This is a genomic window from Pseudomonas sp. TNT2022 ID1044 (genome assembly GCF_028656895.1).
Classification (GTDB): domain Bacteria; phylum Pseudomonadota; class Gammaproteobacteria; order Pseudomonadales; family Pseudomonadaceae; genus Aquipseudomonas; species Aquipseudomonas reinekei.
The window spans coordinates 99,522-112,039 of record NZ_JAMDHB010000022.1 but is presented as its reverse complement, the minus strand read 5'-3'; the positions used below and the strand labels follow the sequence as shown (position 1 = coordinate 112,039).

General features: G+C 59.8%; 12 protein-coding genes. 7 read left to right on the top strand and 5 right to left on the bottom strand.

Going from position 1 to position 12,518, the window contains the following annotated elements; genetic code table 11:
- Positions 1-76 precede the first annotated feature (76 nt).
- The 3 genes from M5G20_RS22800 to M5G20_RS22790 all read right to left on the bottom strand — a co-directional run bounded on the left by M5G20_RS22800 (position 77) and on the right by M5G20_RS22790 (position 2,014).
- Complete coding sequence (locus tag M5G20_RS22800) at positions 77-331, bottom strand: hypothetical protein (protein ID WP_273920998.1); 255 nt, start codon at positions 329-331, stop codon at positions 77-79.
- A gap of 54 nt (positions 332-385) precedes the next feature.
- On the bottom strand, positions 386-724 hold the full coding sequence (locus M5G20_RS22795; protein ID WP_273920997.1) for a hypothetical protein: 339 nt from the start codon (positions 722-724) through the stop codon (positions 386-388).
- 84 nt (positions 725-808) lie between these two features.
- A complete protein-coding gene (locus M5G20_RS22790) occupies positions 809-2,014 on the bottom strand; it encodes an MFS transporter (RefSeq protein ID WP_273920996.1) in 1,206 nt (401 codons plus the stop codon).
- Between the two features lie 243 nt (positions 2,015-2,257).
- Here M5G20_RS22790 and M5G20_RS22785 point away from each other — a divergent pair, with 243 nt between their 5' ends.
- From M5G20_RS22785 to M5G20_RS22760, 6 genes are all read left to right on the top strand, one after another.
- Complete coding sequence (locus M5G20_RS22785; protein ID WP_273920994.1) at positions 2,258-2,740, top strand: GNAT family N-acetyltransferase; 483 nt, start codon at positions 2,258-2,260, stop codon at positions 2,738-2,740.
- A 255-nt stretch (positions 2,741-2,995) separates the two neighbouring features.
- A complete protein-coding gene (locus M5G20_RS22780; protein ID WP_273920993.1) occupies positions 2,996-3,988 on the top strand; it encodes a 2-dehydro-3-deoxygalactonokinase in 993 nt (330 codons plus the stop codon).
- A 19-nt stretch (positions 3,989-4,007) separates the two neighbouring features.
- A complete protein-coding gene (locus M5G20_RS22775; protein ID WP_273920992.1) occupies positions 4,008-4,628 on the top strand; it encodes a 2-dehydro-3-deoxy-6-phosphogalactonate aldolase in 621 nt (206 codons plus the stop codon).
- 48 nt (positions 4,629-4,676) lie between these two features.
- Complete coding sequence (dgoD, locus tag M5G20_RS22770; RefSeq protein WP_046815968.1) at positions 4,677-5,825, top strand: galactonate dehydratase; 1,149 nt, start codon at positions 4,677-4,679, stop codon at positions 5,823-5,825.
- Between the two features lie 168 nt (positions 5,826-5,993).
- Entirely contained in the window at positions 5,994-7,304 is a 1,311-nt protein-coding gene (locus M5G20_RS22765; RefSeq protein ID WP_273920990.1) for an MFS transporter, read from the top strand.
- A gap of 60 nt (positions 7,305-7,364) precedes the next feature.
- Entirely contained in the window at positions 7,365-8,168 is an 804-nt protein-coding gene (locus M5G20_RS22760; RefSeq protein WP_273920989.1) for an IclR family transcriptional regulator, read from the top strand.
- On the opposite strand, the gene M5G20_RS22755 is transcribed toward M5G20_RS22760, so the two are convergent.
- Positions 8,165-9,217 carry an NAD(P)-dependent alcohol dehydrogenase gene (locus tag M5G20_RS22755; RefSeq protein ID WP_273920988.1) on the bottom strand — a complete coding sequence of 351 codons (1,053 nt, stop codon included), beginning with the start codon at positions 9,215-9,217 and terminating at the stop codon, positions 8,165-8,167. The genes M5G20_RS22760 and M5G20_RS22755 overlap by 4 nt on opposite strands.
- Positions 9,218-9,408: 191 nt before the next feature.
- Here M5G20_RS22755 and M5G20_RS22750 point away from each other — a divergent pair, with 191 nt between their 5' ends.
- On the top strand, positions 9,409-10,299 hold the full coding sequence (locus tag M5G20_RS22750; RefSeq protein ID WP_273920987.1) for an AraC family transcriptional regulator: 891 nt from the start codon (positions 9,409-9,411) through the stop codon (positions 10,297-10,299).
- Between the two features lie 86 nt (positions 10,300-10,385).
- Here M5G20_RS22750 and M5G20_RS22745 read toward each other — a convergent pair whose 3' ends face one another.
- Complete coding sequence (locus M5G20_RS22745; RefSeq protein ID WP_150732365.1) at positions 10,386-12,050, bottom strand: electron transfer flavoprotein-ubiquinone oxidoreductase; 1,665 nt, start codon at positions 12,048-12,050, stop codon at positions 10,386-10,388.
- Positions 12,051-12,518: the final 468 nt, after the last annotated feature.

The following is a 12,518-nucleotide window of genomic DNA, read 5'->3' as shown; positions in this document are numbered from 1 at the left end:
GGAGCGAACCTGCTCGCGATAGGTCTATCAGCTTCAACACAAATCCCGGACTCATGCCCGGGAATGTCTGTCGCCCTCAGGCATCCAGCTTGCGTGCCGCCTCAACCCCGGCGGCGCTGAGCTTGATGGGCAGCTTCAACGAGTGCTCGCCGGCTTCATTGCACTGCACGTTGCCGTGCTGTATCAAACCGCGCTCCTGCAATGTGGCGAGGGTGCTGGCCACGACTTTCTCCCCCCGGTAATTGTCCAGCACCTCCTTACCCAATCCATTCGGGTGGGCGTGCAGCAGGCGGGTCAGGACTTCTTTTTCCAGGTTTTTATCGACGTTCATGGTTACCTCTTCATGGTGATGAACTTCATGATGATGGATAGGTACTGCGGCGAATTACTGGCTGGCACCACCTTCTGAGCCCGAACCACCGGTCGTGGTTTTCGAGCCCATGCCTGGGCCGGCGTTGTCCGGCGTCTTGGTGTCTGGCACGTTCAGGCCGCCCTGGCGGCCCATGTCGTTTCCTTGAGTTCGCGGGTCGGTGCCGGTGGACGGCGGCAGGCTATTGTCGACGCCCGTGCCGTTGGTGTTCATGCCGGGCGCGCTCTGGATGGCGGGGGACTTGGGGGCTTCGACCGGATTGGTCGGGCCAGTGCCGGACGCGGTGGTCGCAGCGATGGCAAGCGGGGAAAGCAGGGCAGCAAAGGCGAGGGTGGTCAACCGGGTCGAGATCATGGTGGTGTCTCCATTGATTTAGAGTCCTTACCTGATGTTGGTCCGCCCCTGTTTTGAATTGGTGCCTGATCTACGACGAACGGTCTAGACCTGTTGCAACGCTCTGGTCGTGCTAACCCGGCGCCAGATCAACCGGCCCACGGTGATCAGCCAGTTGAGCAGCGCGATTGCCATTACGGTGAGCAGCAGCGTCGTCATACCCTGTTCGACGATGATTTTCCCGGCGAGCAATGGAAAGCCAAACACGCCGATAAAGTACGACAAACTGAACAGCAGCAAGGATTGCGCGGTGGTACCGGTCGGCGCTTCATTGGCGGCCTGACCGTTGATCACGGAGTAAGTCAGGCCGTAGCCGATCCCGAGCATTACCGCCGCGATCACATAGCTGATGCCATCCTTGACCTCGAAGCCGAACATCAGGATCGAACCCAGCATCAAACCCGACAACACGCAGGACGCGCGCAATGGATCGCGCTTGACCACGAAACCGGCGATCAACAGGCGACTGCTGATCGCCGCGCTCATGAAACCCAGGAAGAACAGCGAATAATCAAGCGAGCGCGCCGCTGCGTAACTGGTCTGGAAACTCGACAGACCACCGAAAACGCATCCGCCGAGGCCGACCATGACGATCGGAAACAGCGCTTTGGACGACAGCACCTGGACGGTTGCACGCCATGAAATCCGCGACACGGCAGTCGATTGCCGCGAAGCATTTTTCAGCTGTCGATCAAGGCGCCAGAACAGCAGCACACCCACCAGGCTGGCCAGCGCGGCGAGATAAAACGCTGCCGTCAGCGGATAGCCGAGGGCGCTTGCAGCACGGCCGAGCAAGGGACCGCTGCCGATCCCGGTCATCATGCTGCCCGACAGCAGCGCGAAGTATTTGGTCCGTTGCGCGGGCGTCACCAGGCTCGCAACGATGATCGGCCCGAGCGTGTAGAAAACACCCCAACCTAACCCCAGCAACAGCCCGAAAAACAGCAGCCAAGGGCCGATATTCGGCGTCATGGCGAAGCCCAGGCTGGCCGCCACCAGCAAAATGCCGAACAGCGCCACCGAACGCGCGGCACCGAGCAAATCGGACAAGTGGCCGGACACAATCACGGCTGCAAAAGTGCTGAGCATCGCCGCCGAAATCACGCTGCCAGCATCGTGTTCATTGCCCCCGCGTGAGCCGATCAGCAGCGACAGCAAAAACGTCGAGCCGTAGGACAACGACAACAAATAACTGGCGAGACAAAACAGGCCAAACAGTTTGCTGGACACTGGAGGTGTTGCAGAGGACATGACGCGGTTCCTTGACCCGATAGACACGCAATGCCTCTATCTATCATGCAAGGCGTGTGAGTTAGGTCTGATCTTCGTGATGCCAGGGTTAGTGTTGAGCGGAGTAAAGGCTTGGTCACTTCTGCCTTTGAAGGGCTTTTGTGGCAAGGGAGCTTGCTCCCGCTGGACTGCGAAGCCGTCCCAATAGATATCGAACGCGCGGCGACTTAGTATGGCGTTTTCAACCTCTGACAAGGCATGTCCATGACGATCGAAATCCGCCCGGCAACCCCCAGTGATGCCCCGCAAATTCTCGCGTTCATCACGGAACTGGCCGACTACGAACGTGCCCGCCATGAAGTCATCGCCAGCGTCACCGACATCGAGCGCAGCCTGTTCAGCGAAGGCGCCACCGCCCATGGCCTGATCTGCCTGCGCGAGGGTTTGCCGATCGGCTTCGCGGTGTTCTTTTTCAGTTACTCGACATGGCTGGGCAGCAACTGTCTGTACCTCGAAGATCTGTACATCACTCCGGAACAACGCGGCGGCGGTGCCGGTAAAACCTTGCTGCGGCACCTGGCGAAAATCGCCTGCGCCAATGATTGCGGGCGGTTTGAGTGGAGCGTGCTGGAGTGGAACACACCGGCCATCGATTTTTATAAATCCCTGGGCGCGCAACCGCAGGAAGAGTGGGTTCGCTATCGCATGGACGGCAAGATACTTCGCGAGTTCGCAGACGGAAATTGAACCGTGACAGTTCACTGTAAACCCATACTGTAGGAGCTGGCTTGCCAGCGATGGCTGACTCGAAAGCACCGTAGCGCTTTAGGGCTGGCTCCTACCGTTGCTTTATCAATATCGCAGAAATCGACCTCTGCGATTTTTTTTGCCTGAAATAGCCAAATCCCATTATATGGGAGTGATATTTATATATTGAGATTTTGTTGCGCGAAGGTTTATAGTCCAGCTCACTCACTGCCAAAAAACAAAACAGGTGAAGCGATGCTGGCGCAATTGATCGCGCTCGATTGGGGGACAACCTCATTACGTGCTTACAAACTTGCCGAAGGTGGCCGGGTTCTCGAACAGCGTTCGCTGTCGTCGGGGATCATGCAGTTGCCCAAGGCGCCACGAATCATCAACGGTCGTGAATGCACCGACGGTTTTGAGCTGGCTTTCGACGAGGCCTGCGCAGACTGGCTCGATGCTCAGCCCGATTTGCCGGTGATCGCCTGCGGCATGGTCGGCAGCGCCCAGGGCTGGCGCGAAGCGGCCTACCGCGATACGCCGGCCAACGTTGCCAATCTCGGAACCTCCCTGCAAACCGTGCGCAGTCTGCGTGGCGTCGATGTGCATATCGTGCCGGGTGTGATTCAACGTTCGCACCTGCCGAACGTGATGCGCGGCGAAGAGACCCAAGTCCTCGGTGTTTTGCAAACCCTCGCGGGCGAGGCGGGCGCTGACCTGTTGATCGGGCTGCCGGGCAGCCATTCGAAATGGGTGGAAGTGAGCGATGGCTGCATCGTGCATTTCGATACCTTCATGACCGGCGAAGTCTTCGCCGTGCTCAGCGAACACAGCATTCTGGGGCGCACCCAGCAGCGCGGCGGTTCGTTCGATGGCGATGCGTTTGATCGCGGTGTCCAGGTCGCGCTGTCGGCGGACGGTGACATCGGCGTGCTGTCGACCCTGTTCAGCGCCCGCAGCCTCGGATTGACCGGCGAACTGAGCGCTGCCGCGCAACCGGATTACCTGTCCGGCCTGCTGATCGGCCATGAGCTGTCGGCACTGGCGAAGGTTCAGCGTCGTCGGCGCAACAGCGTTCATCTGCCGTCGATCATCCTCATCGGCAATTCCCAACTCTGCACCCGATACAGCCGTGCCCTCGATGCTTGCGGCTTTACCAAGGTGTCTCTGGCCGAGCAGGCCACTGAACGCGGGTTGTGGCAACTGGCGCTGGCTGCCGGCCTGATCCGGCCCCACCCCATCCGTTAAACCTGACTGGAGTCCTGACATGCTCAAACAAGCACTGGCGCAAAACGGTCTGATCGCGATCCTGCGCGGCTTGCATCCGCAAGAAGCGGCGGCCATCGGGGAAGTCCTGTACGCCGCCGGTTTTCGCGTTATCGAAGTCCCGCTCAACTCCCCCGTGCCGTACGAAAGCATTCGCATCCTGCGCGATACCTTGCCCGCCGATTGCCTGATCGGCGCGGGCACGGTGCTGAGCCCGGCACAGGTCGAACAGGTGAAAGCGGCGGGCGGCCAGGTGATCGTCATGCCCCACAGCGACCCGAAAGTCCTGCGCGCAGCGAAAGCAGCCGGGTTGTTCCTGTCACCGGGCGTGGCTACACCGACCGAAGCGTTCGCGGCACTGGCTGAAGGCGCCGATGTGCTGAAGATGTTCCCGGCCGAGCAGATGGGGCCGGCAGTCGTCAAAGCCTGGCTCGCGGTGCTGCCGGCGGGAACCGTTCTGGTACCTGTCGGCGGGATCACCCCGGACAACATGCAGGCGTTTATCGACGCCGGCGTCAAAGGTTTCGGCCTCGGTTCGGGCCTGTTCAAACCGGGCATGACAGCCGAGCAAGTGGCGGCCAATGCCAAGGCCTACGTCGCTGCCTGGAAGGCCCTTCGCTAAGACTTTTTTGGCGCTGCGAGCGCTGCATCCAATAAGAGAGACAAACAGATGAAAATCACCAAACTGACCACTTTCATCGTTCCGCCACGCTGGTGCTTCCTCAAGGTTGAAACCGACGAAGGCGTAACCGGTTGGGGCGAGCCCGTCGTCGAAGGCCGCGCCCACACCGTGGCTGCTGCCGTAGAAGAATTGTCCGACTACCTGATCGGCAAGGACCCGCGCAACATCGAAGACATCTGGACCGTGCTCTATCGCGGCGGCTTCTACCGTGGCGGTGCGATCCACATGAGCGCCTTGGCCGGTATCGACCAGGCCTTGTGGGACATCAAGGGCAAGGCGCTGGGCGTGTCGGTCAGCGACCTGCTCGGTGGTCAGGTGCGGGACAAGATTCGTGTCTATTCGTGGATCGGCGGCGACCGTCCGGCGGACACCGCGCGGGCGGCGAAAGAAGCCGTCAGCCGTGGTTTCACAGCCGTAAAAATGAACGGCACCGAAGAGCTGCAGTTCCTCGATACCTTCGACAAGGTCGACCTGGCCCTGGCCAACGTTGCCGCCGTGCGTGACGCGGTCGGCCCGAATGTCGGCATTGGTGTCGACTTCCATGGCCGGGTGCACAAGCCGATGGCCAAGGTGCTGATGAAGGAACTCGACCCGTACAAACTGATGTTCATCGAAGAGCCGGTGCTCAGCGAAAACTATGAAGCGCTGAAAGAACTGGCACCGCTGACCAGCACGCCGATTGCCCTCGGTGAGCGCCTGTTTTCGCGCTGGGATTTCAAGCGCGTGCTCAGCGAAGGCTACGTCGACATCATCCAGCCGGATGCGTCCCACGCGGGTGGCATCACCGAAACCCGCAAGATCGCCAACATGGCCGAAGCCTACGACGTGGCGCTGGCGCTGCATTGCCCGCTGGGTCCGATTGCCCTGGCGGCGTGCCTGCAACTGGACGCGGTTTGCTACAACGCGTTCATTCAGGAGCAGAGCCTGGGCATCCATTACAACGAGAGCAACGACCTGCTCGACTACGTCAAAGATCCAAGGGTGTTCGACTACGACAAAGGCTTCGTGAAGATCCCGAACGGCCCGGGCCTGGGCATCGAGATCAACGAGGAATACGTGATCGAACGCGCCGCCGTCGGCCACCGCTGGCGCAACCCGATCTGGCGCCATGCCGATGGCAGCTTTGCCGAGTGGTGAGAGCTTCCTGATCGCAATTCCCCTGTAGGAGCCGGCTTGCTGGCGATAGCGTCACATCATTCAACATTGAGGGTGTCTGACACACCGCTATCGCCAGTAACCCGGCTCCTGCAGGGTTAGCGTCAGTCTTTAGAACGACCTCAATAAACATAAAAAGAGGCACTCCCCATGCAACCGCAAACCCTTACCGGGCAGGCGTCATTGGCGGCGCCCAGCCGCAAGCGTTTTTTCATCATGGTGCTGCTGTTCATCACGGTGGTGATCAACTATCTGGACCGCAGCAACCTGTCGATCGCCGCCCCGGCGCTGACCAGCGACCTGGGTATCGACCCGATCCACGTCGGGCTGATTTTCTCCGCATTCGGCTGGACCTATGCCGCCATGCAAATCCCCGGCGGCTGGCTGGTGGACCGCGTTCCGCCGCGCATCCTCTACACCGCTGCATTGCTGCTGTGGTCGATCGCCACGGTGATGCTCGGGTTCGCCGGCAGCTTCATTGCGCTGTTCGTCCTGCGCATGGCCGTCGGTGCCCTCGAAGCCCCGGCCTATCCGATCAACAGCCGCGTAGTCACCACCTGGTTCCCGGAACGTGAACGCGCCACGGCCATCGGTTTCTACACCTCCGGGCAGTTTGTCGGCCTCGCGTTCCTGACGCCGGTACTGGCCTGGCTGCAGCATGAATTCGGCTGGCACATGGTGTTCGTCGCCACCGGTGCGGTGGGCATTCTCTGGGCGGTGATCTGGTACGCGGTGTACCGCGAACCGCGTGATTTCAAAGGCGCCAACGAAGCTGAAATCGAACTGATCCGCGAAGGCGGCGGGCTGGTGGATATCCAGGTCGAACAAGCCAAGGTCAAGGCCAAATTCAGCTGGACCGACCTCGGTATTGTCCTGAGCAAACGCAAACTCTGGGGCATCTACCTCGGCCAGTTCTGCCTCAACTCGACGTTGTGGTTCTTCCTGACGTGGTTCCCGACCTATCTGGTGAAATACCGCGGCATGGACTTTATCAAGTCCGGCCTGTTGGCATCGCTGCCGTTTCTGGCGGCGTTCGTCGGCGTGCTGTGTTCCGGCTTCTTCTCGGACTTCCTGATCCGTCGCGGTTACTCGGTAGGGTTCGCCCGCAAGTTACCGATCATCAGCGGCTTGCTGATTTCCACCTCGATCATCGGTGCCAACTTCGTCGAGTCCACGCCGCTGGTGATTGCCTTCCTGGCGTTGGCCTTCTTCGGCAATGGCCTGGCGTCGATCACCTGGTCGCTGGTGTCGACGCTGGCTCCGGCGCGATTGCTGGGATTGACCGGTGGGGTGTTCAATTTCATCGGCAACCTGTCGGCCATCGCCACGCCGATCGTCATTGGTTTCCTCGCCAGCGGTGATTCCTTTGCCCCGGCGATCACCTATATCTCGGTTCTGGCGTTGATCGGTGCACTTTCCTACATCTTGCTGGTGGGCAAGGTCGAGCGTATCAAGTTGTAGTCGTGGCATCCGGGCGACCATAATGCCGCCCGCTCACTCGCTCAACGGTAAAGGCTGGATATGCAGGAAGACGCCCCAAAAATCGCCAAGGACGCCGCACCGACCGGCACTCAGACACTGCTTCGCGGTTTGGGTGTGGTCCAGGCTGTGGCCAGCGGTGCCCGCGATCTCAAGGAAATCGCCCGGCTGATCGGCACCACGCGCAGCACCACCCATCGTCTGGCCAGTTGCCTGGTGGACGAGCGTTATCTGCGAGTGGTGCCGCAAGTGGGTTACCTGTTGGGGCCGAAGCTGATCGAACTGGGATTCCAGGCGCGTGAAGAGGTGCCATTGGTGACCCTCGCCGGGCCGTATCTGGATGAGTTGTCGGCATTGACCGGCGACACCATTCATCTGGCGATACGTGAAGGCGACGAGGTGCTGTACCTGCACAAGAATCCGGGGCGCAATGGCCCGGAGATGCGTTCGCGGGTCGGCCATCGCATGCCTTTGGCGCGCACCGGGATCGGCAAGGCGCTGATGCTCGATGACACACCGCAAGAGTGGCAGCGGCTGTACGAAGTCAGCCTGCCGGCGGGTGGGAAAAATCAGTTCTGGCCGCAGCACCCGGAGCAGTCCTGGGAGCAATTTCAGCAGCGCATGATTGAGTACGTCGCCGGCGGTTATGCCTTCGACCTGGAAGACAACGAACCGTCGATCCGCTGCGTGGCGGCGCCGATCCGCGACGCCAGCAAACGCATCGTCGCCGCTATCAGCATCGCCAGCACCGTGCCCTATATGCCGCTGGAAAAAATGGCCGAGCTGATTCCCCTGATCAAAGGGGTCACAGCCCGGCTGTCGGCGGAGCTTGGCCTCAAGGTTTAAACCTTGAGGGTCGCCATGTCGATGACGAAGCGGTACTTCACGTCACCGGCGATCATGCGCGTGTAAGCCTCGTTGATCTGGCGGATGTCGAGCATCTCGATGTCGCAGGTGATGTTGTGTTCGGCACAGAAATCCAGCACTTCCTGGGTTTCGGCGATGCCGCCAATCAAGGAGCCGGCCAGTACGCGGCGGCTCATCACCAGTTTGCCAGCGTGTACCGGTGGCTCTACCGGCTCGATCAGCCCCACCAGAATGTGCACGCCGTCGAAGCGCAGCGTATCGAGGTAGGGATTGAGGTCGTGCTGCACCGGAATGGTGTCGAGCAGGAAGTCGAAATGGCCCGCGGCTGCCTTCATCTGTTCGGCATCAGTGGAGACGATGACGTGGTCCGCACCCTGACGGCGAGCCTCTTCAGCCTTGCTTGCCGATCGGGTGAACAGCGTCACTTCAGCGCCCATCGCCTTGGCGAACTTGATGCCCATATGGCCCAGGCCACCCATGCCGAGAATCCCGACTTTGTCACCGGCCTTCACGCCGTAGTGCTTGAGCGGCGAGTAGGTGGTGATGCCGGCGCACAGGATCGGCGCGGCACTGGCCGGATCGAGTTTCTCGGGGATGCGCACCACGAAGTGCTCGCTGACCACGATGCTGTCGGAGTAACCGCCCATGGTGTTGCTGCCATCCACGCGGTCCGGAGTGGCGTAAGTCATGGTCGGGCCTTCGAGGCAGTATTGCTCGAGGTTGGCCTGGCAGGCTTCGCAGCTACGGCAGGAATCGACCATGCAGCCAACGCCAACCAAATCGCCGACTTTGTGCTGGGTGACATTCGCACCCACGGCGGTAACTTTTCCGACGATTTCGTGGCCAGGCATCAGCGGATAAACGGCAATGCCCCATTCGTTGCGTGCCTGATGGATGTCAGAGTGGCAGACGCCGCAGTAGAGAATCTCGATGGCCACGTCGTCGGCCCGTGGGCTGCGGCGTTCGAATTTCACTGGGGCGAGGGGGGTGGTGGCCGATTGGGCGGCATATCCGATGGCGGTGTACATGGTGAACCTCGCAAAAGCTTTGACAGGTGAGGTGGCGCATTCTGGGCGCCGAAACCTGTGTCGCAAATGACGATTCCTCCGGGTGTCATGCCTAATCCTCCGGCATGCGGGGGGCAGCCGTCGTATTGGCTAGCGGATCTGCGATGATGCTTTCATCCCTTTTTCCGTGACTTTTTTTGCGAAGAACTTCGATGCTGTTAACCCGTCATCTTGATGCCAACGCCGCGCTGGTTTCGTTGATCGAACCTTTGTCGACCCGCGACGGCTTCGTCCCGACTGCACTCCCGGGCGTACAGGTTTTGCGTGCCACCTGTGACGTGGCCCGTGGACCGCAGATTTATGAGCCGAGCCTGGTGATCATCGCCCAAGGCAGCAAACTGGCGTATCTCGGGCCTCGTACCCTGGAATATGGCGCCGGGCACTATTTGATTCAGGCACTGCCAGTGCCGTTCGAGTGTGAAACCTTTGCCGCACCGAACGGGCCGATGTTGGGCGTTTCCGTCGCCATCGACCGGGTGATGCTGGGCGAGTTGGTGATGGCGATGGGGTTAGTGCCGGGGCGGCATATTCCGGCGCAAACACCTGAGTCCATGACCTCGGCTGTGCTCGATGATGCCATGCGGGGTTGTGTTGAGCGGCTACTGCGTTGCCTGCACGATCCGCTGGAATGCCAGATCATGGGACAAGCGCGGTTACGCGAATTGTTGTTCGTCGCCTTGCGCGGTCCTCAAGCCGATGTGTTGCGGGCACTGGTGGAGCAGCAGGGGCAATTCGCACGGATCGCGGCATCGCTCAGTCATTTGCATGCGCATTACACCGAACCCTTGAATGTCGAGACTTTGGCCAGTTGCGCGAATATGAGTGCGTCGACGTTTCATGAGCATTTCAAGCGCAGTACGTTGCTGTCACCGGTGCAGTATTTGAAACGTTTGCGGTTGCTTCGGGCACAGCAGTTGCTTGTGAGCGAGGGGTTGGGTGTGGCGCAAGTGGCGCACAGGGTGGGGTATCAGAGCACGTCGCAGTTCAGTCGCGAGTACAAACGCTACTTCGAGCGCAGCCCCGGAGAAGAACGCGCCGCTTGATCCCGAAACGAAGCCCTGTGGCAGGGGTTTAAATGCAGGCAACAAAAAGGCCCCCATCCGGGAGCCTTGATGTTCAGCGGTTCGGCTTACATGTTCGGGTAAGTCGGGCCGCCAGCGCCTTCCGGCGTCACCCAGGTGATGTTCTGTGCAGGATCCTTGATATCGCAGGTCTTGCAGTGAACGCAGTTCTGGGCGTTGATCTGGAAGCGCTTTTCGCCGTCTTCCTTGGTGATCACTTCGTACACGCCAGCCGGGCAATAACGCTGGGCAGGTTCATCGTACAGCGGCAGGTTCTTGCTGATCGGGATGCTCGGATCGGTCAGCTTAAGGTGGCACGGCTGCTCTTCTTCATGGTTGGTACCGGAGATGAACACCGAGCTCAGTTTGTCGAAGCTGATCTTGCCGTCCGGTTTCGGGTAGTCGATCTTCTTGCAGTCGGCGGCCAGCTTCAGGCAAGCGTAATCCGGCTTGGTGTCGTGCAGGGTGAACGGCAGTTTGCCGCCGAAGATGTTCTGGTCGAGCCAGTTGAAACCACCACCCACGATCGCGCCGAACTTGTGGATCGCCGGGCCGAAGTTGCGGCTGGCGAACAGTTCTTCGTGCAGCCAGCTGTTCTTGAACGCGTCGACGTAGCTGGTCAGCTCTTCGCTGCCGTCCTTGTCAGCGAACAGCGCGTCCGCCACGGATTCCGCCGCGAGCATGCCGGACTTCATTGCCGTGTGGCTGCCTTTGATCTTGGCGAAGTTCAGGGTACCGAGGTCGCAACCGATCAGCGCGCCGCCCTTGAAGACCATTTTCGGCAGCGAGTTCAGGCCGCCCTTGCAGATGGCACGTGCGCCGTAGCTGATGCGCTTGCCGCCTTCCAGATACTGCTTGAGCACCGGGTGATGCTTGAGGCGCTGAAACTCGTCGAACGGCGACAGGTAGGTGTTGCTGTAGGAAAGGTCAACGATCAGGCCCACTACGACCTGGTTGTTTTCCAGGTGATAGAGGAACGAGCCACCGGTGTTCTCGGTGCCCATGATGTCCATCGGCCAACCGGCGGTGTGGACTACCAGGCCTGGCTGGTGCTTGGCCGGGTCGACTTCCCAGATTTCTTTCAGACCGATGCCGTAGTGCTGGGCATCGGCGTCGGTGTCCAGGTTGAAGCGCTTGATCAGTTGCTTGCCGATGTGGCCACGGCAGCCTTCGGCGAACAGCGTGTATTTGCCACGCAGTTCCATGCCCGGGGTGTACAGGCCTTCTTTCGGATTGCCTTCGCGGTCAACGCCCAGATCACCGGTGATGATCCCGCGAACGATGCCGTTTTCGTCGAACAGCGCTTCCTGGGCGGCGAAGCCCGGGTAGATTTCTACGCCCAGGTTCTCGGCCTGCTGGGCCAGCCAGCGGCACAGGTTACCCAGGGAAATGATGTAGTTGCCTTCGTTGTGCATGGTCTTGGGCACAAAGAAGTCAGGAATCTTCTGCGCGCTTTCGGCGTTCTTGAGCACGAAGATGTCATCGCGGGTGACGGGCGTGTTCAGCGGCGCGCCGAGTTCCTTCCAGTCCGGGAACAGTTCGTTCAGGGCGCGTGGTTCAAACACGGCACCGGACAAGATGTGAGCACCGACTTCGGAGCCTTTTTCGACCACGCAGACGCTGATTTCCTTACCGGCTTCAGCAGCCTTCTGCTTCAAGCGGCAGGCGGCGGAAAGACCAGCGGGGCCGGCACCGACGATGACCACGTCGAATTCCATGTATTCGCGTTCCACAGGCTATCTCCTACTCAAGGCTCAACAGTTTTTTTCTAATTTTGGAGGTTAGGTGTCGCATCCTTGAATCCCGGCGCAAGGTCGGGAGAGGACAATCGAGTGACCACCTTTCTCTTTGGGTGGCGCATTATATCTACACCACTCTCAGGGTCCAATACAAACGTTTGTTTGAATTGGCTCAAAGCCAGAGAAATCAAAGTCACGCGGCTTATGAACGGCTATTTTGCCGTATTGACCGGAATAGGTGTTCCGGTCAAGATACGGGCGGTTTTGCGCTCGCCGTAGGCTGACTGTTGGTTTCAAGAGCACCTCTAAAGACAGGGCAATGGCAGAAGCAAGTGATGCGCCACGACGATTTGGCGCGCAGTTTACACGCCGCGATATTGAATGACTCGTCAGTCACTCCTGACGAACGGTCATCAACATCGTGAGCGAAGCTCACTTGACACGTTTGCCGGCGTTTTTGGA

Coding starts and splice junctions, on each gene's coding strand:
- M5G20_RS22800 (WP_273920998.1), bottom strand. CDS start 331: ATGAACGTCGATAAAAACCTGGAAAAAGAAGTCCTGACCCGCCTGCTG.
- M5G20_RS22795 (WP_273920997.1), bottom strand. CDS start 724: ATGATCTCGACCCGGTTGACCACCCTCGCCTTTGCTGCCCTGCTTTCC.
- M5G20_RS22790 (WP_273920996.1), bottom strand. CDS start 2,014: ATGTCCTCTGCAACACCTCCAGTGTCCAGCAAACTGTTTGGCCTGTTT.
- M5G20_RS22785 (WP_273920994.1), top strand. CDS start 2,258: ATGACGATCGAAATCCGCCCGGCAACCCCCAGTGATGCCCCGCAAATT.
- M5G20_RS22780 (WP_273920993.1), top strand. CDS start 2,996: ATGCTGGCGCAATTGATCGCGCTCGATTGGGGGACAACCTCATTACGT.
- M5G20_RS22775 (WP_273920992.1), top strand. CDS start 4,008: ATGCTCAAACAAGCACTGGCGCAAAACGGTCTGATCGCGATCCTGCGC.
- dgoD (WP_046815968.1), top strand. CDS start 4,677: ATGAAAATCACCAAACTGACCACTTTCATCGTTCCGCCACGCTGGTGC.
- M5G20_RS22765 (WP_273920990.1), top strand. CDS start 5,994: ATGCAACCGCAAACCCTTACCGGGCAGGCGTCATTGGCGGCGCCCAGC.
- M5G20_RS22760 (WP_273920989.1), top strand. CDS start 7,365: ATGCAGGAAGACGCCCCAAAAATCGCCAAGGACGCCGCACCGACCGGC.
- M5G20_RS22755 (WP_273920988.1), bottom strand. CDS start 9,217: ATGTACACCGCCATCGGATATGCCGCCCAATCGGCCACCACCCCCCTC.
- M5G20_RS22750 (WP_273920987.1), top strand. CDS start 9,409: ATGCTGTTAACCCGTCATCTTGATGCCAACGCCGCGCTGGTTTCGTTG.